The organism is Streptomyces sp. ADI95-17 (assembly GCF_003846175.1).
GTDB lineage: Bacteria > Actinomycetota > Actinomycetes > Streptomycetales > Streptomycetaceae > Streptomyces > Streptomyces sanglieri.
In genome coordinates, this window is the sequence record NZ_ML123045.1 from 1263177 (window position 1) to 1286981 (window position 23805).

Genomic DNA, 23805 nt, shown 5'->3' on the forward strand with positions numbered 1-23805 from the left:
CAGTCTAGGCGGGTCAGACGCCCGGGCTCACCGAGCTCATGTTGAAGTCCGGGATCCGCAGCGCGGGCATCGCGGCCCGGGTGAACCAGTCGCTCCACTCGCGCGGCAGCGTCTTCTCCGTACGGCCCGCCTCCGTGGCGCGCGACAGCAGGTCCACCGGCGACTCGTTGAACCGGAAGTTGTTCACCTCGCCGACGACCTCGCCGTCCTCGACGAGATACACCCCGTCGCGGGTCAGCCCGGTCAGCAGCAGCGTCGCCGGGTCGACCTCCCGGATGTACCACAGGCAGGTCAGCAGCAGCCCGCGCCCGGTCGTCGCGGCCACCATCTCGTCCAGGGACCGCTCACCGCCGGCCTCCAGCACCAGGTTGTCGATGGCCGGTGCGACCGGCTGCCCGGTCAGCCCCGCCGTGTGCCGGGTGGTCGTCAGATGCTCCAGCCTGCCGTCCCGGATCCAGTCGGTCCGGGCCAGCGGCAGTCCGTTGTCGAAGACCGAGGAGCTGTCCCCGGACGCGTGGGCGATCACGAACGGCGCGGCCTCCAGGCCGGGCGCGTACGGATCGCTGCTCAGCGTCAGCGGCAGCCCGGAGAGCGTCTCACCGAGCCTGGTCCCGCCGCCCGGCTCGGAGAACACCGTCCGGCCCTCCGCGGCGTCCCGCGCGGCCGACGACCACAGCTGGTAGATCAGCAGATCCGCGACGGAGGAAGGCGGCAGCAGCGTCTCGTACCGCCCGGCGGGCAGCGCGATACGGCGCTCGGCCCAGCGCAGCCGCTGCGCCAGTTCGGCGTCCAGCTCGGCCGGGTCGACATCCTTGAAGTCGCGCGTCGAGCGGCCCGCCCAGGACGAACGGGTGCGGTCGGGGGACTTGGCGTTGAGCTCCAGCTTCCCGGTCGGCTGGTCGTGGCGCAGCCGCAGCCCCGTCGACGTACCGAGGTACGTCGAGGTCAGCTCGTGGTTGGCGAAGCCGTACAGCTCACGGCCGCCGGAGCGGGCGCGGGCGAAGGCGTCGCCGAGCGCCGGGGCGAACTCCGCGAAGACGTCCGAGCCCGTCTCGGCCGGTGCGTCCGTGAAGTCCGGCGACGCGGGCACCCCGGTGACCAGCGGCTGTGCGTCCTCCGCCGGACCGGCCCCCCGCGCGGCGGCCTCGGCGGCCCGCACCAGCGGCTCCAGGTCGTCGGCGGTGACCGCGGACCGCGACACCACGCCGGAGGCCGTGCCCCGCGCACCGTCGACGGTCGCGATGACGGTCAGGGTCCGGCCCCGCGTCACCCCGTTCGTCGTGAGCGCGTTGCCCGCCCAGCGCAGATTCGCGGACGACTCCTCGTCGGCGATGACCACACAGCCGTCGGCGGTGGACAGTTCGAGCGCCCGCTCGACGATCTCGTGCGGCTTGCTGACGCGGCTCATCGTCCGGCCTCCTGCGTCGTGTTGAGGATGTTCACGCCCCGGAAGAGGGCGGAGGGGCAGCCGTGCGAGACGGCCGCCACCTGGCCCGGCTGGGCCTTGCCGCAGTTGAAGGCGCCGCCCAGGACATATGTCTGCGGGCCGCCGACCTTTTCCATCGAGCCCCAGAAGTCCGTCGTCGTGGCCTGGTACGCGACGTCGCGCAGCTGCCCGGCCAGCCTGCCGTTCTCGATCCGGAAGAATCGCTGCCCGGTGAATTGAAAGTTGTACCTTTGCATGTCGATCGACCAGGACCGGTCGCCGACCACGTAGATCCCGCGCTCCACCCCGCCGATCAGGTCCTCCGTGGACAGCCCGCCCGGATCCGGCCGCAGCGACACATTGGCCATCCGCTGGACGGGGACATGGCCGGGCGAGTCCGCGTACGCGCAGCCGTTGGAACGGCCCAGCCCGGTCAGCTTCGCGATCCGCCGGTCCAGCTGGTACCCGACCAGCGTCCCGTCCTTGACCAGGTCCCAGGACTGCGCCTCGACACCCTCGTCGTCGTACCCGATGGTCGCGAGCCCGTGCTCGGCCGTGCGGTCACCGGTCACGTTCATCACGGGGGAGCCGTACGTCAGCTTCCCCAGCTGGTCGAAGGTGGCGAACGACGTCCCGGCGTACGCCGCCTCGTAGCCCAGCGCCCGGTCCAGCTCGGTGGCGTGGCCGATCGACTCATGGATGGTCAGCCAGAGGTTGGAGGGGTCGACGACCAGGTCGTACGTGCCCGCCTCGACGCTCGGCGCCCGCATCTTCTCGGCCAGCAGCCCGGGGATCCGGGCCAGTTCGTCGTCCCATTCCCAGCCGGTCCCGGTCAGGTACTCCCAGCCGCGGCCCGCCGGCGGGGCGATCGTCCGCATCGAGTCGAACTCACCGGTCGTCCCGTCCACGGCCACCGCGGTGAGCTGCGGATGCAGCCGCACCCGCTGCTGGGTGGTGACGGTGCCCGCCGTGTCCGCGTAGAACTTGTTCTCGTGGACGGTCATCAGCGAGGCGTCCACATGCGCGACGCCCTCGGCGCCCAGGAGCCGGCCGCTCCACTCGGCGAGCAGTCCCGCCTTCTCCTCGTCCGGTACGCCGAACGGATCGATCTCGTACGCCGAGACCCAGGTCCGCTCGCCGTGCACCGGCTCGTCCGCCAGCTCCACCCGCTCGTCCGAACCGGCCGCCGCGATCACCTTCGCCGACAGCTTCGCCATGGCGACGGCCTGCGAGGCCACCTTCGCCGCGGCGTCCATCGTCAGGTCCACACCGGACGCGAACCCCCACGCCCCGCCGTGCACCACCCGCACCGCGTAGCCCAGATCGGTGGTGTCCGAGGACCCGGAGGGCCGGGCGTCGCGCAGCCGCCAGGACGCGCTGCGCACACGCTCCAGACGGAAATCGGCGTGCACGGCACCCAGCGCCCGCGCGCGGGCGAGCGCCGCGTCGGCGAGGGCCCGCAGCGGCAGGGCCAGGAATGACTGATCTACCTCGTGGGGCACAGGAAATTCCCTTCTCGATGCACCACGGAAGTGAATCACGCCGGACGGTGCCGCCACCGGGGATCCCGGAGGCCGTCCGCCGCCGGTACGGACACGGCGCGGCCCGGCCGGTGTCCCTCTGTAGGAACCCCACAGTGCCCGGGGGAAGGCGCTGTCAGGGGCCGATTCCTCGTGGAGCACCTGGTACCGATAGGTTTTCGACGTACCAGACCGCTAGGGAAAGGGTGATCCGTTGAGCCGCTCGGTTCTCGTCACCGGAGGAAACCGGGGCATCGGCCTCGCCATCGCCCGCGCTTTCGCCGACAACGGCGACAAGGTCGCGATCACCTACCGCTCCGGCGAGCCGCCCCAGGAACTCACCGAGGCGGGCTGCCTGGCGGTCCGTTGCGACATCACGGACGCCGAACAGGTGGAGCAGGCCTACAAGGAGATCGAGGAGAAGCACGGTCCCGTCGAGGTACTGGTCGCCAACGCCGGTATCACCAAGGACCAGTTGCTGATGCGGATGTCCGAGGACGACTTCACGTCCGTCGTCGACACCAACCTCACCGGCACCTTCCGGGTCGTCAAGCGCGCCAACCGCGGCATGCTGCGCGCCAAGAAGGGCCGCGTCGTCCTCATCTCCTCCGTCGTCGGACTGCTCGGCTCGGCCGGGCAGTCGAACTACGCCGCGTCCAAGGCGGGTCTGGTCGGCTTCGCCCGGTCGCTGGCCCGTGAACTCGGTTCGCGGAACATCACTTTCAACGTCGTCGCGCCCGGTTTTGTCGACACCGACATGACGCAGGTGCTCACCGAGGAGCAGCGCAAGGGCATCGTGTCCCAGGTGCCGCTCGGCCGCTACGCGCAGCCCGAGGAGATCGCCGCCGCGGTGCGCTTCCTCGCCTCCGACGACGCGTCGTACATCACTGGAGCCGTCATCCCCGTTGACGGCGGATTGGGCATGGGTCACTGATCACCATGAGCGGAATTCTCGACGGCAAGCGCATCCTCATCACCGGTGTGCTGATGGAGTCGTCCATCGCTTTCCACGCTGCCAAGGTGGCCCAGGAGCAGGGTGCCGAAGTCATCCTGACCGCCTTCCCCCGCCCCACGCTGACGGAGCGCATCGCCAGGAAGCTGCCGAAGCCGGCCAAGGTCATCGAGCTGGACGTGACCAACACCGAGCACCTGGACCGGCTGGAGGGCCTGGTCCGGGACGAGCTCGGTTCGCTCGACGGCGTCGTCCACTCCATCGGCTTCGCGCCGCAGGACGCGCTCGGCGGCAACTTCCTCAACACCCCGTTCGAGTCCGTCGCCACCGCGATGCACGTCTCGGCGTTCTCGCTCAAGTCGCTCGCCATGGCCTGCAAGCCGCTGATGAACGACGGCGGCTCGATCGTCGGCCTCACCTTCGACGCGCAGTTCGCCTGGCCGCAGTACGACTGGATGGGCCCGGCCAAGGCCGCGCTGGAGGCCACCTCCCGCTACCTCGCCCGTGACCTGGGCAAGGACGACATCCGCTGCAACCTGGTCTCGGCCGGACCGCTCAAGTCCATGGCCGCGAAGTCCATCCCCGGCTTCACCGAGCTCGCGGACGTGTGGAACACCCGCTCCCCGCTCTCCTGGGACATGGAGGACCCGGAGCCGGCCGGCCGCGGCATCGTCGCGCTGCTCTCGGACTTCTTCCCGAAGACCACGGGCGAGATCATCCACGTCGACGGTGGCGTGCACATGATGGGTGCCTGACCCCGCGGGGCAGGCACGGACAGAGCCGCGTACCACCTCCGAGCAGGTGGTGCGCGGCTCCCGTGCGTCCGGGCCCGGCTCCGGCCCGCTCAAGTCGAAAAGACGGTCGATCCACCGCAGAATGTGGTGAACCGGACTTCGGGTCAGGCTACGGGGAGGAGGTCGCCGTGCGCGCCACACGTCGCCGGACCTGCGCCCTGCTGGCGGCCTCCATAGCCGTCGCCGGACTCGCCGCCCCGGTGGGGATATCCGTGGCGGGGCGGATGGGAGCCGGGGCGTCCACCCCCGCCGCTCCCACTCCCGACCCCGCCGGAGCCGAATGCCGTACGTCGGTCCGGGGCTCCCGGGTCGTCGCGTACTGCCACAACCCGTACCCCTCCACCGACCGCGTACAGCTGCACACCGAGTGCCGCCGCTGGTGGGACATAGACGCCGACGCCGCCCCGGTCGAGGTGGGCCCCGGCCGGACCGTACGGATCGACGACCGCTGCTGGAAGGAAGTCGGCACCGTCTGGGTCACGCACCGGGTGCGGGACCCGTCAACGGCCTGAGCCCCTCGCAGCGGCCGGCCACCGAGCCCCACGCGAGCGGGACGCAGGGCCCCGCGAGGCCGGATACGTCCTAGACCCGGTCCACCAGACAGCTCAACGCATGGCTCGCGGCCTCGGCCGCCGCCGTCTCCCCGTCCCCCGCCCGGATCGCCTCGACCAGCCTGCCGTGGTCCATGTGGTTCTCCGGCCGCAGCTCATGACCGATGTCGCCGCGGAGATAGTCACGCAGCAGATCGCCCAGGTCGGCGTAGAGACCGGTCAGTACGTCGTTGTGCGAGGCGGCGACCACGGCCAGATGCAGCGTCGCGTCCGCCGCGACGAACGCCTCGGCGTCACCCGCGGCCCAGGTCTCCTCCCGGCGCGCCATCAGCGCGTCCAGCTGCTTCAGATCCCGCTCGGTGCGCCGGGCCGCCGCCAGCCTCGCCGCCGAGGACTCCAGGGTGGAGCGCAGCTCGGCGACATGGCGCGGATCGGCGGAGGCGAAACGGCGGTGCATCACCCCGGCCAGCTCGCTGGTGGCCACGACATAGGTGCCCGACCCCTGCCTGATGTCGAGCAGGCCGTTGTGCGCGAGGGCGCGCACGGCCTCGCGCACGGTGTTGCGGGCCACCCCCAGCTGCTCCACCAGCTCGGGCTCGGTGGGAATGCGCGAACCCACGGGCCACTCGCCCGAGGTGATCTGGTTCCTCAACTGGGCAATCACCTGGTCGGCGAGGGCCGAACGCCGCGGAGACGTCAGCGTCATGGTGCTCCTTGGTCGGGCTGCTTGGGTGACGGACGGGGGTTACGGGGATGGCGGGGAGGTGGCTCCGCCTGCCGCGAATCGTCTCAGAGCGGCCCGTCGCCGGGGCGGCTCCAGAACGATTGGACAATCAATCATCCCATGATTCTATGATGGGCCCCATGCCCGACGACGAGACCCGGCCCCAGACCCGGACCCTGACCCCCGCCACCACGGTGGACGACCCCACGAAAACCGCGGCCGCGCGGACTACCACGGCCGTGCGGACGCCGTGGGCCCCCCGGACGGCACCGGCCGCCGACGGGGCCTCCCCCTGGCTGCTCCGGCTGGTCGTCGTCGGGCTGGTCCTCACCGCGCTCAACCTCCGTCCCGCCATCACCAGCCTCGGCTCCCTCCTCGAAGAGGTGCGCGACGGGCTGCACATGAGCGGCAGCGTCGCCGGTGTCCTGACCTCCGTACCGCCGCTCTGCTTCGCGGTCTTCGGCATCATGGCGCCGCGCCTCGCCCGCCGCTTCGGCCCGGGCGCGGTCGTCTGCGCCGGCATGACCGCCATCACCGCCGGTCTGGTGATCCGGCCGCTCGTCGGCGGGACGGCCGGCTTCCTCGCCGCGAGCGCCCTCGCCCTCATGGGCATCGCCGTCAGCAACGTCCTGATGCCGGTGATCGTCAAGCGCTGGTTCCCGGACCGGGTCGGCTCCATGACCGGGCTCTACTCGATGGCGCTGGCCCTCGGCACCTCGCTGGCCGCCGCCGTGACCGTGCCCATGACCAGTGCGATGGGCGGCAGCTGGCGGCTCGGGCTCGGGGTCTGGGCCGTGCTCGCCGCCGCCGCGATCCTGCCCTGGATCCCGCTGGTACGGGACCGCAGCGGCGCTCCGGGGAAGCAGGCCGCCCAGCAGCCGGACGCCCCCGCCCTGCGGATCACCCGCAGCCGTACCGCCTGGGCCCTCGCCTGCTTCTTCGGGCTGCAGGCCACCGCCGCGTACATCACCATGGGATGGATGCCGCAGATCTTCCGCGACGCCGGGGTCTCGGCCGGCACGGCGGGTGTGCTGCTCGCCGTGACCATGGCGATGGGCGTGCCGCTCGCCTTCGTCATCCCGCGGGTCGCGACCCGGATGAAGAACCAGGGCGCGATCGTCGTCTTCCTCGGCAGCTGCGGTCTCCTCGGCTACGCGGGCCTCTACCTCGCACCGTCCGGCGGCGCCTGGGCCTGGGCGCTGCTGCTGGGCATCTCGAACTGCTCCTTCCCGCTCGCCCTGACCATGATCGGCATGCGGTCCCGCAGCGGCGCCGGAGTGGTCCGGCTGTCCGCGTTCGCGCAGTCCGTCGGCTATCTGATCTCGATCCCGGGACCGCTGCTGATCGGTGTGCTCTACCAGCACAGCGGCGGCTGGGAGCTGCCGATCGCGCTGATGGCGGGCCTCATGGTGCCGCAGATGGCGGTCGGAATCCTCGCCGGGCGGGACCGGACCATCGAGGACGAATGCTGAAGTGCGAGACTGACCCCATGTCTCCTGTGCTCGACCCGAATCCCCAGAACGGTCAGAAGAAGCTCCTGATGGTGCTCGGGGCGATGCTGCTGATCACCGTGATCGTCGCAGTGATCGCCTCGATCGCGTCCCCCTGAGCCGTACGCGTCCTCCGAGCCGTACGTGTGTCCTTGAGCCGTACGCGTCTCCTTGAGCCGTACACGCCCCCGGACGTACACGCCCCCGGACGTACACGCCCTCCGGGGCGTACGGCCGCCGATGGTGGGGCTAACCCCCGCGTCCCCTAGGGGGCCAGGGTCAGGGTGAAGTGGGTGGATCGCCGGATGGGGCCGGCCGCCCCGGATCCGTAGGTTTTCGGTATCAGCACCGAAGACCCGCGGAGGCGGACATGCCGGCCCGAACGCACACCCCGACCACCCACCCGGCCACCGGCAGCGTCGAGGTCCGGCTGCCGTGGTGGGCGATCGCGCTGCCCGCGATCGCGTTCGCCGCACTTCTGCTGCTGATCATGGGATCCGGCGAGGCGCAGGCCGCGACCACCACCGACCCGGCGATCAGCCGGTTGCTCGCGCGAATCATGGCCCTGGTGACCGGCTGACGTCGTCCGCGCACCCCGCGGAAGCCCGCCAACACCCTGCGCCGGGCGGCACATTTCATGCGAAGCTGAGGTGTATGAGCGTCGATACACCTCGCAGGATCGTCCTTCTCAGGCATGCAAAGGCGGAATGGTCGCAGGACTCCGACCACGAGCGACCGCTCGCGGAGCGCGGCCGCAAGGATGCCCCCGTCGCGGGCCGCAAACTCGCCGACTCCGGGATCGCCCTCGATCTGGCCCTCTGCTCCACCGCGGCCCGGACCCGCGAGACGTGGAAGCTGGCCGTCCACGAGATGCCGCAGCGTCCCAGGACCGTGTACGAGGACCGGCTGTACGAGGCGTCCCTCGGTGAGCTGATCGCGCTGATCAACGAGACCCCCGACGATGTGCACAACCTCCTGGTCATCGGCCACAACCCTGGTATGCACGCGGCCGCCGACGCCCTCTCGGAGTCGTCCGAGGGCGATGCCCTGTCCCGGATGACCCGCGGTGGCTTCCCCACCGCCGCGTTCGCCGTCGTCGAGTTCACCGGCTCCTGGAAGGGCGTGGAGCACGGAGTGGGCAAGCTGGTCGAGTACTGGACGCCCAACGACTGACGTCGTTCCCGTACGGCGCAGGGCCCCGGTGCGAGAAGCACCGGGGCCCTGCGCCGCATATGCGCGGCACGCGTCAGTCGACGAGGCCGTCGGCGGCCTCGACCTCCTCGCGGGTGATGCCCAGCAGATACAGCACGGTGTCCAGGAACGGCACGTTCACCGCGGTGTGCGCGGCCTCGCGGACCACCGGCTTGGCGTTGAAGGCCACCCCGAGCCCGGCGGTGTTCAGCATGTCCAGGTCGTTGGCACCGTCACCGATCGCGACGGTCTGCGCCAGCGGCACCCCGGCCTGCTCGGCGAAGCTGCGCAGCAGCCGGGCCTTGCCGGCCCGGTCGACGATGTCGCCGACGACCCGTCCGGTGAGCTTTCCGTCGACCACTTCCAACGTGTTGGCAGAGGCGAAGTCGAGCCCGAGCCGTTCCTTCAGATCGTCGGTGACCTGGGTGAACCCGCCCGAGACCACACCGACTTGGTAGCCGAGCCGCTTCAGCGTACGGATCAGGGTGCGCGCACCCGGCGTCAGCCGCACCTCGGCGCGCACCTTGTCCACCACCGACACGTCGAGCCCCGCCAGCAGCGCCACCCGCGCGTGCAGCGACTGCTCGAAGTCGAGCTCGCCGCGCATCGCCTGCTCGGTCACCTCGGCGACCTTGTCCTCGCAGCCCGCGTGGGCGGCGAAGAGCTCGATGACCTCGTCCTGGATGAGCGTCGAGTCGACGTCCATGACGACCAGCCGCTGTGCCCGGCGGCTCAGCCCGGCCGACACCACCGCGACATCGACGCCGATGCCGGCGGACTCCGTCGCCAGCGCGGTGCGCAGTTCCTCGGTCGCGGTGCCGGACACCGCGAACTCGACTGCCGTGACCGGGTACTTCGCGAGCCGGAAGATGCGGTCGATGTTGCCGCCGGTGGAGGTGATCGTGGCCGCTATGGCGGCGGTCGACTCCGCGGTCAGCGGGTGCCCGAGCACCGTCACATGGGAACGCCCGTCACCGCGCGGCCGGTTGTCACCGGTACCGGAGATGATCTCGGCCTGGAGCTTCAGCGAATCGGCCCAGCTGTGCACGGTCGCCCGCAGATCGCCCTCGGTGGTGCCGCCCGCGGTCGGGGCGGTGACCAGTGCGCACAGGACGATGCGGCCACGGGTGACGACCTGCTCGATGTCGACGACGTCGACCGAGTAGGCGGCGAGGGTGTCGAAGAGCCCGGCGGTGATACCGGGGCGGTCCTTCCCGAAGATCTTCACGAGAAGGGTGGGGGTGCCGGCGCCCCGAGAGGACTCGGGGGGCTCGGTACGGGACTCAGGGGACTCAGGAGACGAGGAGGACCGAGGTGGCTGAGATGCGCTCATGGTGCTTCCACCGTATCGGTCCGCCCCGGCGCTCCGGAGGCCCGTCCCGAGGACCGGACAGCGCGTCGGACACCCGCCCCCGCCCGCCGCCCGCGCGTGGTGACGGACCGCGCGCGTCCGGATCCGGCCGGTGTCCGGCGGGCCGGGTGGGCCATGGGCGCGGGGTGACCGGGATGTTCGGGTAACCGGCGATTCATACGTACTCGGGTTGCTTGCCGCGCCCTGCTCCCTTTGGCCGCGCGCCGCTTCCGCGGTTCGTGTCGGCACCGTAACGATGCAGGTCCAGGTAGGGTCTTCGGCCCGCTCGACTTTCGTATCGGGGACTGCTCCTGGAATAGTTCCCCACGATGTTCAGCATCCCTAGACTCCCTGTGATGGGGGTAACTCGGGGGACAACTAGTGGGGCGCGGAGTGCCGGAACTCGTACTGGAATTGAATGGCAGGACCTGGACGCTCGATCCGTCCAGGTCGTACACCCTGGGTCGCGATCCGCAGGGCGACCTGACGATCGACGACGCCAGAGTGTCGTGGCGGCACGCCACGATCAGCTGGGGGGGCCGGAATTGGTTCATCGAGGACCACGGCAGCACCAACGGAACCTATGCGCAGGGCAACCGGATCCAGCAGCTGGAGATCGGCCCCGGCTCGGTCGTACACCTGGGCAATGCCACTGACGGCCCGCGGCTGAGTCTCACCGCCGCGACGGCCGCCGACGCGTACAGCGGACAGGGCGCGGGTGCCCAGCAGGCACCGGTCCAGCAGCCCCAGCAGGGCGGCGCCGGCTGGCCCGGCCAGGCACCCGCTCCGCACCAGCCGCAGCAGGGCTGGCCGCAGCAGGCACCCCAGGGAGTGCCGCCGCAGCAGCCCGTGCAACCGCAGGTCCCGCAGCAGCAGGGCATGCCGAGGGCGCCCGGCGCGGGCGGAGCCGCGGGGGCTCCGCCCGCGTACGGAGACCGCAGCCCGACCACGTTCCACCAGCTGGATCTCGGTCGCGTCATGCGCATCGGTCGTGCGCTGGAGAACGAACTGGTCGTCTCCGACCTCCAGGTCTCGCGCCACCACGCCGAATTCCACGCGACCCCCGACGGCCGCTTCGAGATCCGTGACCTCGGATCCCACAACGGCACGTACGTCAACGGTCAGCCGCTCCACAAGTCGGGCTCCGCGCTGATCGGGCCGAACGACATCGTCGGTGTCGGTCACTCGACCTTCCGCCTGGTCGGCGACCGGCTCGAAGAGTTCGTCGACACCGGTGAGGTCTCCTTCTCCGCCCGCCACCTCACGGTGACGGTCGACGGCGGGAAGCAGATCCTCAAGGACGTCTCCTTCGGCGTCCCGGAGAAGTCGCTCGTCGCGGTCATCGGCCCGTCCGGCTCCGGCAAGTCCACCCTGCTCAAGGCGCTCACCGGCTACCGGCCCGCCAACCAGGGCGACGTCCTCTACGACAACCGGAACCTGTACAAGCAGTTCGCCGAACTGCGCCAGCGCATCGGTCTGGTCCCGCAGGACGACATCCTGCACAAGGAACTCACCGTCACCAAGGCGCTCAAGTACGCGGCCAAGCTCCGCTTCCCCGCGGACACCACCGAGGCCGAGCGCCAGGCCCGGATCCTCGAAGTCCTCGCCGAGCTCAAGCTCGACATCCACAAGGACAAGAAGGTCACCTCGCTCTCCGGCGGTCAGCGCAAGCGCGTCTCCGTCGCCCTGGAGCTGCTCACCAAGCCGTCGCTGATATTCCTGGACGAGCCGACCTCCGGCCTCGACCCGGGCATGGACCGCGATGTCATGCAGCTGCTGCGGGGTCTGGCCGACGACGGCCGCACCGTCCTGGTCGTCACGCACTCCGTCGCCGAGCTGGCGATCTGCGACAAGCTGCTGGTCATGGCGCCGGGCGGTTCCGTCGCCTACTTCGGCCCGCCGGAGGAAGCGCTCAACTTCTTCGGCTACACCACCTGGGCCGACGTCTTCTCCGCGTTCGAGAACTACCGCGACTACGACTGGTCGGGCCGCTGGCGCGGATCGCAGCACTACCAGATGTACGCCGCGGACATCGACGCCGTCGCCGCACAGTCCGTACACATGCCGCCCCCGCAGCAGATGCGCCCGCCGAAGCCGCAGAGCTGGTCGGCCCAGCTGTGGACGCTGATGCGCCGCTACGTCTCGGTGATCGCGTCCGACAAGGGCTTCATGGGTCTGATGGTGATCCTGCCCGCGGTGCTCGGCGTCGTCAGCGTGGTCATCCCGGCCAAGTTCGGCCTGGCCCCGCCGGACCCGCCGTCCCGGTTCAACAGTGCCGCCGGAACGATCATGCTGATCCTCGCGGTCGGCATGTGCTTCTCCGGTGCGGCCAACTCCGTACGAGAACTGATCAAGGAACGCGTCATCTACGAACGGGAACGGGCAACCGGCCTGTCCCGCTCCGCCTATCTGATGTCCAAGGTGATCGTCCTCGGAGTGATCACCGCCATCCAGGGCGTCATCATCTGCGGCATCGGCTTCGCCACCCGCGAGCTGCCGGCCGAGGGCCTGATCATGCCGCCGGCCGTCGAGATCTGCCTGACGATCATCGCCCTCGGCTTCACCTCGATGATGTTCGGCCTGGTGATCTCCTCGCTGGTGAAGACCGCCGAGAAGACCATGCCGCTGCTGGTCATGTTCGCGATCGTCCAGGTCGTCTTCACCGGCATCCTCTTCCAGGTGTACGGATCGCCCGGCCTGGAGCAGTTCGCCTGGCTGATGCCGTCCCGCTGGGCCATCGCCGGCGCGGGCACGACGCTCGACCTCTCGCACCTCATGGCGCCGTGGGACCCGAAGAGCCCGACCGATCTCGACCCGCTGTGGGAGCACTCGGCCACCCAGTGGGGGATCAACATCTCGGTGCTGCTGCTGCTCGGCATCGTCTGCGGCGTCGTGGTCGCGCGACTGCTGCGCCGCCACGAGCCGGAGGTCATGCGCAAGTAGCGCGGGCCCGGCACACGACCGCCGAAGGGCGGCACCCCGCGCGGGGTGCCGCCCTTCGGCGTGTGCGGATACCGTCCGGCGATCCGCGGTGCCGGTCAGTACGCGCTGTTGACGTTGTCGATCGAGCCGTACTTGTCGGCCGCGTAGTTGGCCGCGGCGGTGATGTTGGCGACCGGGTCGTAGATGTTCGAGGAGGTGCCCGCGACGTGGTACGCGTTGAACGTCGGCTGGATGACCTGGAGCAGGCCGCAGGACGGGGTGCCGTTCTGGGCGTTGACGTCCCAGCCGTTGACCGCGTTCGGGTTGCCGGTCGACTCGCGCATGATGTTGCGGTGCAGACCGTCGTACGAGCCGGGGATGCCCTTGGCCCGCATGATGTCCAGGGCCTGGTTGATCCAGCCGTCCAGGTTGTTGGCGTACACCGGGGTGCGGGCCTCGGAGCGGCTGGCGGCCTGCGGCGCGGTGCGCTCGGCGGCGACGGCCTTGGCCCTCACCTTGGCGGCGGCCTTGGCCTTGGCCTTCGCCTCGGCCCGGGCCTTGACCTTGGCGGCCTCGGCGGCCTTGGCCTTCGCGGCGGCGGCCTTCTTGGCCTTGGCGAGGTCTGCGGCCTTCACCAGCTTCTCGGCGGTGGAGTGCTGCTCGATGATGCTGGCCTGCACGGCCTTGGCCTGCGGAGTACCGGCGGCCGACGCGAGGACCACGGGGGCGGCGGACACCGGGGTCTCCGCCTCGGGCTTGGGGTCGGCGTTGGCGGGGACGAGCGAGAACGAGAGTGCGGCGACGGCCATGGCGGAGATTCCCGCGACGGAGAGCTTCTGGGTCTTGTTCAGGCGACTACGACGGCCGGGGATGCTGGACGCGGACATGCAGACGTACCTCTTCGTATCGCGGGAGTCCTCACGGAGGACGAAGACGGGAAGCGTTCTCGCATCTCCGTCGGGGACGAGAGCAATTCTTAGCGCCCGCAAAATCTGGTGGCAATGGTGTGACGTACGAACCCGGGTAGTGGACCGGGGCCCCGCTCGAACGTGTCGGCCCGCGCTCATAACCACTGATGTGGCGCTTGTGTGTCCACTAGCGGGCTTCGTAAGTGACGTGGGTCCTATGCGCGGCCTCACACCGGGCGGGCGGCAACCTCACCAACCGTTGCTCTAGCAATTCGGAGTGTGAGACTCCGGATCCTTCGAGGGCGCCTGACGCGGTCGCCACCCCTGTCTGGGGGCCGTTCCCTTCTGTACGGGGCCGCCCCCGTACAGAAGGCCGTTCCTGCCGGCAGGCGGACGGACCTAGTCCCTGCGCCCTAATCGGCGGCCGTCCACAGGCCGATACGGCGTTCGAACCCCGCCGGTACGGTGAGGCCATGAGCCATCGCCCACCGTCGGGTCTCGCCGCCGTGAGCGCCGCGCTGCTCGCCATGAGCCGGCATCTCGAAGTGCGCGACGTCCTGAAGACGATCGTCGCCTCGGCCCGCGAGCTGCTGGACGCCGAGTACGCCGCCCTGGGCGTCCCCGACGACCACGGCGGCTTCGCCCAGTTCGTCGTCGACGGTGTCAGCGACGAGCAGTGGAAGGCCATCGGCCCGCTGCCCAGACAGCACGGCATCCTCGCCTCGATGCTCCACGAGGCGAAGCCCGAGCGGCTCGCCGATGTCCGCAAGGACCCCCGCTTCGAGGGCTGGCCCGACGCCCACCCCGACATGTCCGACTTCCTCGGCCTGCCCATCAGGGACGGCGAGGAGACCATCGGCGCGCTCTTCCTCGCCAACAAACGCTGCCCCAAACCCGAGGGCAGCTGCGGCTTCACCGCCGAGGACGAGGAACTGCTGTCGATCCTCGCCCAGCACGCGGCGATCGCCCTCACCAACGCCCGGCTCTACGAACGCAGCCGCGAGCTCACCATCGCCGAGGAGCGTTCCCGGCTCGCCCACGAGCTGCACGACGCGGTGAGCCAGAAGCTCTTCTCGCTGCGGCTGACGGCCCAGGCCGCCGCGGCCCTGGTGGACCGCGACCCGGCCCGCGCCAAGGGCGAGCTCCAGCAGGTCGCCGCGCTCGCCGCGGAAGCCGTGGACGAACTGCGCGCCGCCGTCGTCGAGCTGCGCCCCGCCGCGCTCGACGAGGACGGCCTCATCGCCACCCTCCGTACCCAGATCCAGGTCCTGGACCGGGCCCACACGGCCAGGGTCACCTTCGAGAGCCTGGGCATACGGGCCCTGCCGGCAGCCCAGGAGGAGGCGCTGCTGAGGGTCTCCCAGGAGGCCCTGCACAACGCACTGCGCCACTCCGGGGCGGAGCACGTCGAGGTCACGCTGGCCCGGCACGGCAGCGGCACACTGCTGCGGATCACCGACGACGGCAGCGGCTTCGAACCCGCGGCGACCCGGCAGGCGGGCCGGCATCTGGGCCTGGTGTCGATGCGGGACCGCGCGAACGGCGTCGGCGGAAGGCTCATCGTTGAATCGGCGCCCGGCAAGGGCACCACGATCGAGATGGAGGTACCCGGTGGCTGACAAGATCATCAGGGTGCTGCTGGTCGACGACCACCAGGTGGTCCGCCGCGGTCTGCGTACGTTCCTGGAGATCCAGGACGACATAGAGGTGGTCGGCGAGGCGGCCGACGGCGCCGAGGGGGTGGCCAGGACCGAGGAGCTCCGCCCCGACGTCGTCCTGATGGACATCAAGATGCCCGGCACCGACGGCATCGAGGCGCTGCGCAGGCTGCGCGAGCTGGAGAACCCTGCCAAGGTCCTCATCGTCACCAGCTTCACCGAGCAGCGCACCGTGGTCCCCGCCCTGCGCGCCGGAGCCTCCGGTTACGTGTACAAGGACGTCGACCCGGACGCCCTGGCCGGCGCGATCCGCTCGGTGTACGCGGGCCACGTCCTGCTCCAGCCGGAGGTCGCGGGGGCCCTGCTCGCCCAGGAGGACTCGGGCAGCGGCACGGGCCGGGGGAGCACCCTCACCGAACGGGAGCGGGAGGTACTCGGCCTGATCGCCGACGGCCGCTCCAACCGCGAGATCGCGCGAGCACTGGTCCTCTCCGAGAAGACCGTCAAGACACACGTCTCGAACATCCTGATGAAGCTGGACCTCTCGGACCGGACCCAGGCCGCCCTGTGGGCGGTACGGCACGGGGCGGCGGGCTGACCGGCGACGAAGCGGACCGTCTTCCTCCGGGCTGAGATTCATACTGTCGGGTGTATGTCACCCGGACGGCGCAACCTGCTCGGCCCCGGGGCGTTCTCCAAGGTGCTGCGGCGGCCGGCCGCAGCCACGCTAGGAGGATCCTGAAGTGAAGAACCTGAAGAAGGCCGCTGCCGTCACCATGATCGCCGGTGGGATCATCGCCGCCGGCGCGGGCGCCGCCTCCGCCACCGGACACGGCGCGGGCGCCGACGGTGTCGCAGCCCACTCCCCGGGCGTGGTCAGCGGCAACGTGATCCAGGTCCCGGTGGACGTCCCGGTCAACGTGGTCGGCAACACGGTCAACGTGATCGGCCTGCTCAACCCGGCCTTCGGCAACCTCGGCCTGAACGGCTGACCGGCCCCGCGGCCGGCTGACCGCTCCACGGTCATACGTCGCCGGCTCCACGGTCACACCTCGCCGGACGGGCGCATCGAGCCCGTCCGGCGGCACTCGTCATCCGCCCGACCGACAGCTACCGCTCCCGCTCGCGCTCCTCCACATACGCGTTGTACGCGGCGACCTGCGCCCGCCGGGCCACCCGCTCCACCGGCCTCAGCGCCTCGCCCCGGGCCGCGATCTCCGAGGCACTCACCGCCCCGCCGTGCCCGTTCTCGTACGCCACCGAGATCAGCAGCCCCACCCGCTGCGCCAGCTCCAGCACCCGCACCGCCCGCGGCGGATACCCCGGAGCCAGCACCTCGCGCCCCCGCTCCGCCCGCGCCCGGTACGCGTCCACCGCCGCATCGGCCACCGGCCCCGAACCGGCCACGTCCAACCGCGACAGCACCGCCGTCGCGTCCCGCAACGCCTCGGCGAGCTCCCGCTCCGCCTCGCCCAGCGACGGCACATCGGCCGGCGGCGCCTCCCGCACCGCCAGACAACGCCACACCACCTCGATGTGCAGATCCCCGGCCGACCCCACCTCACGCACCTCGGGAACCAGCCCGTACGGCGCCCCGAAGGCCACCACCGCCTCCTCGGCCTCCAGCGCCCGCGCGTTGAAATCCGGCGGACCGCTCAGCCCCAGCGGATGACCCGGCGCCGGCAGCGCCACCCGGAATCCCGTCACCCCCAGACCCCGCAGCCGCCCGAGCGCCAGCGTGAGCCCGACCGGCCCCGCCTCGCCCGGCAGTCCCTCGACGCGGTGCACCGCGTCCTCCCCGACAATGGCGAGCGCCGCCTCGTCCGGCGACACCAGTCCCGCCAGAAGCGCGTTTCCCCAAGCGGCCAACAGCCCTGAGCGTGGTTCCGAAAGCATGGGAACACCCTAGGGAACGAGCCCGGGGGCTGTCGTCACTCGGGCCCAGCGCCGGGAGCACTCGCACGGTGGCGTAGATTTCCCTGGGAGCTGTGCCCACAGGTACCGACGATCTCGACACTGCATGGGGAGACAACGCGCCATGAGCGATGTACTGGAGCTGGTGGACGTATCCGTGGTCCGCGACGGACGCGCTCTGGTGGACGACGTCTCCTGGTCGGTCAAGGAGGGGGAGCGCTGGGTCATCCTCGGCCCCAACGGCGCCGGCAAGACCACCCTCCTCAACATCGCGTCCAGCTACCTCTTCCCGAGCACCGGTACCGCCAAGGTCCTCGGCGAGCAGCTCGGCGGCGTCGGCACCGATGTCTTCGAGCTCCGACCCCGCATCGGCATCGCGGGCGTCGCCATGGCCGAGAAGCTGCCCCGGCGCCAGACCGTGCTGCAGACGGTGCTCACCGCCGCGTACGGCATGACCGCCACCTGGCACGAGAACTACGAGGCCGTCGACGAGGAGCGCGCCCGCGCCTTCCTCGACCGGCTCGGCATGACCGAGTACCTCGACCGCAAGTTCGGCACCCTGTCCGAGGGCGAGCGCAAGCGCACCCTGATCGCCCGCGCCATGATGACCGACCCCGAACTGCTGCTCCTCGACGAGCCGGCGGCGGGACTCGACCTCGGCGGCCGCGAGGACCTGGTCCGCCGCCTCGGCCGGCTTGCCCGCGACCCGTACGCCCCCTCCATGATCATGGTCACCCACCATGTGGAGGAGATCGCCCCGGGGTTCACCCACGTCCTGATGATCCGCCAGGGCAAGGTGCTCGCCGCGGGCCCCATGGAGACCGAACTCAGCTCCCGCAACCTCTCCCTCTGCTTCGGACTGCCGCTCGTCGTCGAGCACACCGGCGACCGCTACACGGCCCACGGACTGCCGCTCTCGTAACCGCCACCGACGCGGACTCCCGGCCGTAATGGGCGCAGCGGCCGGCTTGCGCCCTGTCCGCGAGGGCGTTCGCGGTTCTACCATGGCCCCGTGGACATCGACGCGTGGGTGTGGTGGCTGATCGGCGCGGTGGGACTGGGCATCCCACTCGTCATGACTGCGATGCCCGAGTTCGGCATGTTCGCCGTCGGAGCGGTCGCGGCGGCTGTCGTCGCGGCACTCGGCGGCGGCATCGTGGCCCAGGTGCTGGTGTTCGTCGTGGTCTCCGTGGCGCTCATCGCGGTGGTCCGTCCGATCGCCGCCAGACACCGCAACGACCGGCCCCAACTCGCCACCGGCATCGATGCGCTGAAAGGCCGTCAGGCGGTCGTCCTGGAGCGGGTCGACAGCAGCGGCGGCCGGATCAAGCTGGCCGGCGAGGTCTGGTCCGCCCGCGCACTCGACGAGGGCCAGAGCTTCGATCCCGGCCAACAGGTCGATGTCGTCGACATCGACGGAGCTACGGCAGTCGTCATGTGACCGAACCACCCACAAGGCAGCGCGCGTTCTGTCAGACTCGAAGTCGATCATCATGAGATCGGGGCCGGCACAGCTTCCGGCCCCTCCCGCGAACTCGACCTCGATCATCGCGATCCGTCGGCAACCGAAGGGCAACGAGGAACACGATGCAACCGATCATCATCGTTCTGATCATTCTGGTGGTGCTCGTCTTCATCGCCCTGATCAAGACGATCCAGGTCATCCCGCAGGCCAGCGCCGCCATCGTGGAGCGCTTCGGCCGCTACACCCGCACGCTCAACGCAGGCCTGAACATCGTCGTTCCATTCATCGACTCCATCCGCAACCGCATCGACCTCCGTGAACAGGTCGTGCCGTTCCCGCCCCAACCGGTGATCACCCAGGACAACCTGGTCGTCAACATCGACACCGTCATCTACTACCAGGTGACCGACGCGCGGGCCGCGACCTACGAAGTCGCCAGCTACATCCAGGCGATCGAGCAGCTCACCGTCACCACCCTCCGCAACATCATCGGTGGCATGGACCTGGAGCGGACCCTGACCTCCCGCGAGGAGATCAACGCGGCCCTGCGCGGCGTCCTCGACGAGGCCACCGGCAAGTGGGGCATCCGCGTCAACCGCGTCGAGCTCAAGGCGATCGAGCCGCCCACCTCCATCCAGGACTCGATGGAGAAGCAGATGCGCGCCGACCGTGACAAGCGCGCCGCGATCCTCCAGGCCGAAGGTACGCGCCAGTCCGCGATCCTCACCGCGGAGGGCGAGAAGCAGTCCGCGATCCTGCGCGCCGAGGGTGAGGCCAAGGCATCGGCCCTGCGCGCCGAGGGCGAGGCCCAGGCGATCCGTACGGTCTTCGAGTCGATCCACGCAGGCGACCCGGACCAGAAGCTCCTCTCGTACCAGTACCTCCAGATGCTCCCGAAGATCGCCGAGGGCGACGCCAACAAGCTCTGGATCGTGCCCAGCGAGATCGGCGACGCCCTCAAGGGCCTCAGCGGCGCCTTCGGCAACCTCGGCAACGGCGCCCCCGGTTTCGACACGAGCAAGGAACGCCGGGAACAGCCCCCGGTCGACTGACGCGTACACGCCCCGTGCATGATCAATGCACCAAGCACCGATCATGCACGGGGGATACGCAATGAACATCTGGGAGATGCTCGCCGTCTTCGCCGCGGGCATCAGCGCGGGCACGATCAACACGATCGTCGGCTCGGGAACGCTGATCACCTTCCCCGTGCTGCTCGCCACCGGCCTCCCCCCGGTCACGGCGACCGTCTCCAACGCCCTCGGCCTGATACCCGGTTCCGTCAGCGGGGCCATCGGCTACCGCGAGGAGCTCAAGGGACAGGGCCGCCGCGTACTCAGACTCGCCGTCGGCGCCCTCATCGGCGGCCTCACCGGCGCCACCCTCCTGCTGGCCCTGCCCTCGACGGCCTTCGAGACCATCGTGCCGATCCTGGTGGCCCTGGCTCTCGTCCTGGTCATCCTGCAACCACGCATCAGCAAAGCGGTCCAGCGCAGACGCGAGCACAGCGGCACCCCCGCCCGCCCCGACGGCGGACCGCTGCTGTTCGTCGGCCTGATGCTCGCCAGCGTCTACGGCGGCTACTTCACCGCCGCCCAGGGGATCATCTACCTCTCCCTGATGGGCATGCTGCTCGACGACACCATGCAGCGCCTCAACGCCGTCAAGAACGTCCTGGCCGCCGTCGTCAACAGCATCGCCGCGCTCTTCTTCCTCTTCGTCGCGGACTTCGACTGGACGGCCGTCGTACTGATCGCGGTCGGCTCCGCGCTGGGCGGCCAGATCGGCGCCAGGATCGGCCGCCGCCTCAGCCCCACCGTGCTGCGCGTCCTCATCGTCGCGGTCGGCACGGCCGCCATCGTCCAGCTGCTGCTCCGCTGACACGGCGAAGCCCGCCTCCCCACGGAGACGGGCTTCACCACGACGAAATGCGTACGCCGGCTACGCTGCGGTGCCCTCCAGCCACTCCGGCAGCGCCGACCGGTCACCGGACCCCATCGCCAGCAGCATCGCCTGCGCGGGAGACGGTACGAACGGCTGGCGCAGCAGCGGCATCCCCGCCTGCTCCGGCGTCCGGGCCGCCTTGAGGTGATTGTCCTCGGCACAGGACGCCACAGTGTTGAGCCAGGTGTCCTGACCCCCCTGGGCACGCGGCACCACGTGGTCGACGGTGCTCGCCCGCCGCCCGCAGTACGCGCACCGGTGCTGGTCCCGTATCAGCACACCCCTCCGGGACCAGGGGGCATGTCTTCGGAACGGCACCCGTACGTACCGGCAGAGCCTGATCACCCGGGGTACCGGAATGTCCACGGCGGCACCACGCATGCGGAGATCGGGATGCGACTGCTCGACGACGGCCTTGTCCTGCAGAATCAGCACCACCGCACGATTCAGCGTCACCGTCGACAGCGGCTCGAAGCTCGCGTTCAGTACCAGCGTGTCCCGCATCTCGCCCACCTCCCGTGTGCCGGCCGCCCCCTGGCAGGCCCGGATCAACTCTGGCCGGGCGAGCCGTGATGGACAACGCAATAAAAAATGCCCTGCCCTGATCTCTCCAAGACCAGGGCAGGGCAAACAGCAGGGGAACTCTCGGCTCACCGGGTACTAGGCGGGACCGGTGTACTCGCCGATCAGCTGAGCACGGCCCAGCGTGTGGAACCGCAGATTGAAACCGACGACCGCGGGCGAGGCGTCACTGTCGACACCCAGCTTCTCGGTGTCCACCGCGTACACCGTGAACACATAGCGGTGGTTCTCCCCGGCCGGCGGAGCGGCACCGCCGAACTCCTTGGACCCGTAGTCGTTACGGGCCTGTACGGCACCGGCGGGCAGGCCTTCGAACTTCCCGCTGCCCGCACCGGCCGGCAGCTCCGTGACCGATGCCGGGATGTCGAAGAGCACCCAGTGCCAGAATCCGCTGCCGGTGGGGGCATCGGGGTCGAAGCAGGTCACGGCGAAACTCTTGGTCTGCGCCGGGAATCCCTCCCACCGCAGCTGCGGCGAGGTGTTCCCGGCCGCGAACACCTGGGCGTCCGCCAGCACGGCGCCGGGGGCGAGATCCTCGCTCACCACCGTGAACGACGGCACCTCCGGATGGAAGTCGTGCGGCAGCGGCGCCCTCTTCGGCTCGGTCACGTCAGCACCTCTCCTGATCGCTCTACTGCTGTCAGCAGGTCTCCCACCGACCCTAGAGCCAGTTGCGCTGACCGCCGACCTGCGCCAGCCACTGATTGAGGTAGGCCGCCCAGTCGGTCCCCTGGTAGTCGTGCAGCCCGACCTTGAACGCGCGGTAGGAGTCGCTGCCCTCGCTGAAGAGCCCCGGCTTCTTGTCCATCTCCAGGACGACGTCCATCTCACGGTCGTCCGCGACGAACGTCAGCTCCACCTGGTTCAGCCCGCGGTACTGCTGCGGCGGGAAGAACTCGATCTCCTGGTAGAACGGCAGCCGCTGACGCGTACCGCGAATGTGACCGCGCTCCATGTCCGCGCTGCGGAAGCCGAAACCGAGCCGGCCGAAGGCGTCGAGGATGGCCTGCTGGGCCGGCAGCGGGTGCACGTTGATCGGGTCCAGGTCGCCCGAGTCCAGCGCCCGCGCGATCTCCAGCTCCGTGGTCACGCCGATGTTCATGCCGTGCAGATGCTGACCGGCGAACATCGTGATCGGCGTCTCCCACGGGATTTCGAGCCCGAAAGGTACGACGTGCACGGCGCCTGCCCGCACCTCGAACGCGCCACCGAGCCGCAGCTTGGTGAACTCGATGTCCTGCTTGGTCTCCGTGTCATGGCCCTCGACCTCGACCCGGGCCTGCAGGCCCACGGAGAGTCCCTCGATCTGCTGATCCACGGAACCGCCCTGGATCCGCACCTCGCCCTGGACGACCCCACCCGGTACGACGTTGAGCTCGGAAAGCTCGGTCTCCACCGAAGCGCCACCGGCACCCATGCTCGCGAGCAGCCGCTTGAAGCCCATGTTTACTCCTCCTTGGTCCTGACCCCTAGATACGCGCCACGACCGTAGTCGGTTCCCGGTACCCTCGACCGCCATGATCGAGGGCTTGGACCGTACGCCGCTGACACGCGACTTCTTCGACCGCCCCGTACTGGACGTGGCACCCGACCTCCTGGGCCGGACCCTGGTGCGAGCCACACCGGACGGACCCATCGAACTCCGCCTCACCGAGGTGGAGGCGTACGCCGGCGAGATCGACCCCGGCTCGCACGCCTTCAGAGGCCGCACCGCACGCAACAGCGTCATGTTCGGTCCGCCCGGCCACGCGTACGTCTACTTCACCTACGGCATGTGGCACTGCCTCAACCTGGTGTGCGGGCCCGAGGGCCGGGCCAGCGGGGTCCTGCTCCGCGCCGGCGACATCCAGGTCGGCGCCGAACTCACCCGCGAACGTCGAAACTCGGCCCGCAACGACAAGGAACTGGCCAAAGGCCCGGCCCGCCTGGCCACCGCCCTCGATGTCGACCGAGCACTGAACGGCACCGACGCCATCGCCCACCCCGGCGCCTCGCTGTCCGTACTGCACGGCACCCCGCCCCCACGCGACCAGGTACGCAACGGCCCCCGCACCGGAGTGGGCGGCGACGGCGCCACACATCCCTGGCGCTTCTGGATCGACGGCGACCCCACGGTGAGCCCCTACCGGGCCCATGTGCCACGCCGCCGCGCAACTTGACTCGCCTTTGAGGGGCGCCTAATGTAGTCCGAGCCGCTTGAGACGGGTGCTGCTGTCGATGAGGTCCATCAGACCCCATCCGAGCATCCCTGAGCGGCCAACCACTACCTACGAATCACCCTGGCGGGTGCGAATTCGGCATGCCGTAATTCAATCCCATTCGGCTCGATTATGAGCCGCCAAGGAAATCGGCTAACGTAGTGAACACGCCGAAAGGCAAGGCCCCTCCAAGGCCACCGGAATTCAAATTCGGA

Annotated in this window: 25 protein-coding genes; 16 read left to right on the forward strand and 9 right to left on the reverse strand. The window is 70.0% G+C overall.

Annotated elements, in window-relative coordinates:
* Positions 1 to 13: 13 nt before the first annotated feature.
* Both EES42_RS13765 and EES42_RS13770 read right to left on the reverse strand, forming a co-directional pair.
* Positions 14 to 1408, reverse strand: a complete 1395-nt coding sequence (locus tag EES42_RS13765; protein WP_124718413.1) for a metallopeptidase TldD-related protein — start codon at positions 1406 to 1408, stop codon at positions 14 to 16.
* Positions 1405 to 2928 carry a TldD/PmbA family protein gene (locus EES42_RS13770; protein WP_124718414.1) on the reverse strand — a complete coding sequence of 508 codons (1524 nt, stop codon included), beginning with the start codon at positions 2926 to 2928 and terminating at the stop codon, positions 1405 to 1407. Before EES42_RS13770 ends, EES42_RS13765 begins: the two co-directional genes overlap by 4 nt.
* Positions 2929 to 3160: 232 nt before the next feature.
* On the opposite strand from EES42_RS13770, the gene fabG reads away from it, so the two are divergent.
* From fabG to EES42_RS13785, 3 genes are all read left to right on the forward strand, one after another.
* Positions 3161 to 3880: a 3-oxoacyl-[acyl-carrier-protein] reductase gene (fabG, locus tag EES42_RS13775; RefSeq protein ID WP_124718415.1), complete on the forward strand. Its 720-nt coding sequence runs from the start codon at positions 3161 to 3163 to the stop codon at positions 3878 to 3880.
* A gap of 5 nt (positions 3881 to 3885) precedes the next feature.
* Entirely contained in the window at positions 3886 to 4653 is a 768-nt protein-coding gene (gene fabI, locus EES42_RS13780; RefSeq protein ID WP_124718416.1) for an enoyl-ACP reductase FabI, read from the forward strand.
* Positions 4654 to 4820: 167 nt separating this feature from the next.
* A complete protein-coding gene (locus EES42_RS13785; protein WP_124718417.1) occupies positions 4821 to 5204 on the forward strand; it encodes a hypothetical protein in 384 nt (127 codons plus the stop codon).
* A gap of 70 nt (positions 5205 to 5274) precedes the next feature.
* Here EES42_RS13785 and EES42_RS13790 read toward each other — a convergent pair whose 3' ends face one another.
* Positions 5275 to 5949 carry a FadR/GntR family transcriptional regulator gene (locus EES42_RS13790; protein ID WP_124718418.1) on the reverse strand — a complete coding sequence of 225 codons (675 nt, stop codon included), beginning with the start codon at positions 5947 to 5949 and terminating at the stop codon, positions 5275 to 5277.
* Between the two features lie 158 nt (positions 5950 to 6107).
* Here EES42_RS13790 and EES42_RS13795 point away from each other — a divergent pair, with 158 nt between their 5' ends.
* From EES42_RS13795 to EES42_RS13805, 4 genes are all read left to right on the forward strand, one after another.
* Positions 6108 to 7439 carry a CynX/NimT family MFS transporter gene (locus EES42_RS13795; protein WP_124718419.1) on the forward strand — a complete coding sequence of 444 codons (1332 nt, stop codon included), beginning with the start codon at positions 6108 to 6110 and terminating at the stop codon, positions 7437 to 7439.
* A 26-nt stretch (positions 7440 to 7465) separates the two neighbouring features.
* Positions 7466 to 7576 (forward strand): SGM_5486 family transporter-associated protein, encoded by a 111-nt coding sequence (locus EES42_RS47275; protein ID WP_259931089.1) that lies wholly within the window; start codon positions 7466 to 7468, stop codon positions 7574 to 7576.
* A 251-nt stretch (positions 7577 to 7827) separates the two neighbouring features.
* Entirely contained in the window at positions 7828 to 8037 is a 210-nt protein-coding gene (locus EES42_RS13800; protein WP_124718420.1) for a hypothetical protein, read from the forward strand.
* 74 nt (positions 8038 to 8111) lie between these two features.
* Complete coding sequence (locus EES42_RS13805; RefSeq protein ID WP_124718421.1) at positions 8112 to 8630, forward strand: SixA phosphatase family protein; 519 nt, start codon at positions 8112 to 8114, stop codon at positions 8628 to 8630.
* A 73-nt stretch (positions 8631 to 8703) separates the two neighbouring features.
* On the opposite strand, the gene serB is transcribed toward EES42_RS13805, so the two are convergent.
* Positions 8704 to 9981, reverse strand: coding sequence for a phosphoserine phosphatase SerB (gene serB / locus EES42_RS13810; protein WP_124718422.1), 1278 nt, complete (start codon positions 9979 to 9981; stop codon positions 8704 to 8706).
* Between the two features lie 399 nt (positions 9982 to 10380).
* Here serB and EES42_RS13815 point away from each other — a divergent pair, with 399 nt between their 5' ends.
* Positions 10381 to 12942 carry an ABC transporter ATP-binding protein/permease gene (locus EES42_RS13815; protein WP_124718423.1) on the forward strand — a complete coding sequence of 854 codons (2562 nt, stop codon included), beginning with the start codon at positions 10381 to 10383 and terminating at the stop codon, positions 12940 to 12942.
* Between the two features lie 95 nt (positions 12943 to 13037).
* Here EES42_RS13815 and EES42_RS13820 read toward each other — a convergent pair whose 3' ends face one another.
* The gene (locus EES42_RS13820; RefSeq protein ID WP_124718424.1) at positions 13038 to 13808 is read right to left on the reverse strand and encodes a transglycosylase SLT domain-containing protein; all 771 of its coding nucleotides are present in this window, start codon (positions 13806 to 13808) and stop codon (positions 13038 to 13040) included.
* A gap of 494 nt (positions 13809 to 14302) precedes the next feature.
* Here EES42_RS13820 and EES42_RS13825 point away from each other — a divergent pair, with 494 nt between their 5' ends.
* The 3 genes from EES42_RS13825 to EES42_RS13835 all read left to right on the forward strand — a co-directional run bounded on the left by EES42_RS13825 (position 14303) and on the right by EES42_RS13835 (position 16479).
* Positions 14303 to 15448: a GAF domain-containing sensor histidine kinase gene (locus EES42_RS13825; protein WP_124718425.1), complete on the forward strand. Its 1146-nt coding sequence runs from the start codon at positions 14303 to 14305 to the stop codon at positions 15446 to 15448.
* On the forward strand, positions 15441 to 16085 hold the full coding sequence (locus tag EES42_RS13830) for a response regulator (protein ID WP_124718426.1): 645 nt from the start codon (positions 15441 to 15443) through the stop codon (positions 16083 to 16085). Before EES42_RS13825 ends, EES42_RS13830 begins: the two co-directional genes overlap by 8 nt.
* A gap of 145 nt (positions 16086 to 16230) precedes the next feature.
* On the forward strand, positions 16231 to 16479 hold the full coding sequence (locus tag EES42_RS13835; RefSeq protein ID WP_124718427.1) for a chaplin: 249 nt from the start codon (positions 16231 to 16233) through the stop codon (positions 16477 to 16479).
* Positions 16480 to 16597: 118 nt separating this feature from the next.
* Here the strand turns inward: EES42_RS13835 and EES42_RS13840 are convergent, their stop codons facing one another.
* Positions 16598 to 17383 carry a hypothetical protein gene (locus tag EES42_RS13840; protein WP_124718428.1) on the reverse strand — a complete coding sequence of 262 codons (786 nt, stop codon included), beginning with the start codon at positions 17381 to 17383 and terminating at the stop codon, positions 16598 to 16600.
* Between the two features lie 142 nt (positions 17384 to 17525).
* On the opposite strand from EES42_RS13840, the gene EES42_RS13845 reads away from it, so the two are divergent.
* The 4 genes from EES42_RS13845 to EES42_RS13860 all read left to right on the forward strand — a co-directional run bounded on the left by EES42_RS13845 (position 17526) and on the right by EES42_RS13860 (position 20747).
* The gene (locus tag EES42_RS13845) at positions 17526 to 18323 is read left to right on the forward strand and encodes an ABC transporter ATP-binding protein (protein WP_124718429.1); all 798 of its coding nucleotides are present in this window, start codon (positions 17526 to 17528) and stop codon (positions 18321 to 18323) included.
* Between the two features lie 90 nt (positions 18324 to 18413).
* Complete coding sequence (locus tag EES42_RS13850) at positions 18414 to 18842, forward strand: NfeD family protein (protein ID WP_124718430.1); 429 nt, start codon at positions 18414 to 18416, stop codon at positions 18840 to 18842.
* Positions 18843 to 18988: 146 nt separating this feature from the next.
* Positions 18989 to 19918, forward strand: a complete 930-nt coding sequence (locus EES42_RS13855; protein WP_124718431.1) for an SPFH domain-containing protein — start codon at positions 18989 to 18991, stop codon at positions 19916 to 19918.
* A gap of 61 nt (positions 19919 to 19979) precedes the next feature.
* Entirely contained in the window at positions 19980 to 20747 is a 768-nt protein-coding gene (locus EES42_RS13860; RefSeq protein ID WP_124718432.1) for a sulfite exporter TauE/SafE family protein, read from the forward strand.
* A gap of 60 nt (positions 20748 to 20807) precedes the next feature.
* On the opposite strand, the gene EES42_RS13865 is transcribed toward EES42_RS13860, so the two are convergent.
* From EES42_RS13865 to EES42_RS13875, 3 genes are all read right to left on the reverse strand, one after another.
* Positions 20808 to 21314 (reverse strand): HNH endonuclease, encoded by a 507-nt coding sequence (locus EES42_RS13865; RefSeq protein WP_124718433.1) that lies wholly within the window; start codon positions 21312 to 21314, stop codon positions 20808 to 20810.
* Between the two features lie 156 nt (positions 21315 to 21470).
* On the reverse strand, positions 21471 to 22001 hold the full coding sequence (locus EES42_RS13870) for a YbhB/YbcL family Raf kinase inhibitor-like protein (RefSeq protein WP_124718434.1): 531 nt from the start codon (positions 21999 to 22001) through the stop codon (positions 21471 to 21473).
* A 52-nt stretch (positions 22002 to 22053) separates the two neighbouring features.
* On the reverse strand, positions 22054 to 22836 hold the full coding sequence (locus EES42_RS13875; RefSeq protein WP_124718435.1) for a sporulation protein: 783 nt from the start codon (positions 22834 to 22836) through the stop codon (positions 22054 to 22056).
* 73 nt (positions 22837 to 22909) lie between these two features.
* On the opposite strand from EES42_RS13875, the gene EES42_RS13880 reads away from it, so the two are divergent.
* A complete protein-coding gene (locus EES42_RS13880) occupies positions 22910 to 23551 on the forward strand; it encodes a DNA-3-methyladenine glycosylase (RefSeq protein WP_124718436.1) in 642 nt (213 codons plus the stop codon).
* The last annotated feature ends 254 nt before the right edge of the window (positions 23552 to 23805 follow it).

Excerpts from the sequence above, each read along its gene's own strand:
- EES42_RS13765 (WP_124718413.1), bottom strand. The coding sequence starts at position 1,408 with ATGAGCCGCGTCAGCAAGCCGCACGAGATCGTCGAGCGGGCGCTCGAA.
- fabI (WP_124718416.1), top strand. The coding sequence starts at position 3,886 with ATGAGCGGAATTCTCGACGGCAAGCGCATCCTCATCACCGGTGTGCTG.
- EES42_RS13790 (WP_124718418.1), bottom strand. The coding sequence starts at position 5,949 with ATGACGCTGACGTCTCCGCGGCGTTCGGCCCTCGCCGACCAGGTGATT.
- EES42_RS13795 (WP_124718419.1), top strand. The coding sequence starts at position 6,108 with ATGCCCGACGACGAGACCCGGCCCCAGACCCGGACCCTGACCCCCGCC.
- EES42_RS13800 (WP_124718420.1), top strand. The coding sequence starts at position 7,828 with ATGCCGGCCCGAACGCACACCCCGACCACCCACCCGGCCACCGGCAGC.
- EES42_RS13805 (WP_124718421.1), top strand. The coding sequence starts at position 8,112 with ATGAGCGTCGATACACCTCGCAGGATCGTCCTTCTCAGGCATGCAAAG.
- serB (WP_124718422.1), bottom strand. The coding sequence starts at position 9,981 with ATGAGCGCATCTCAGCCACCTCGGTCCTCCTCGTCTCCTGAGTCCCCT.
- EES42_RS13820 (WP_124718424.1), bottom strand. The coding sequence starts at position 13,808 with ATGTCCGCGTCCAGCATCCCCGGCCGTCGTAGTCGCCTGAACAAGACC.
- EES42_RS13825 (WP_124718425.1), top strand. The coding sequence starts at position 14,303 with ATGAGCCATCGCCCACCGTCGGGTCTCGCCGCCGTGAGCGCCGCGCTG.
- EES42_RS13840 (WP_124718428.1), bottom strand. The coding sequence starts at position 17,383 with ATGCTTTCGGAACCACGCTCAGGGCTGTTGGCCGCTTGGGGAAACGCG.
- EES42_RS13845 (WP_124718429.1), top strand. The coding sequence starts at position 17,526 with ATGAGCGATGTACTGGAGCTGGTGGACGTATCCGTGGTCCGCGACGGA.
- EES42_RS13855 (WP_124718431.1), top strand. The coding sequence starts at position 18,989 with ATGCAACCGATCATCATCGTTCTGATCATTCTGGTGGTGCTCGTCTTC.
- EES42_RS13860 (WP_124718432.1), top strand. The coding sequence starts at position 19,980 with ATGAACATCTGGGAGATGCTCGCCGTCTTCGCCGCGGGCATCAGCGCG.
- EES42_RS13865 (WP_124718433.1), bottom strand. The coding sequence starts at position 21,314 with ATGCGGGACACGCTGGTACTGAACGCGAGCTTCGAGCCGCTGTCGACG.
- EES42_RS13875 (WP_124718435.1), bottom strand. The coding sequence starts at position 22,836 with ATGGGCTTCAAGCGGCTGCTCGCGAGCATGGGTGCCGGTGGCGCTTCG.
- EES42_RS13880 (WP_124718436.1), top strand. The coding sequence starts at position 22,910 with ATGATCGAGGGCTTGGACCGTACGCCGCTGACACGCGACTTCTTCGAC.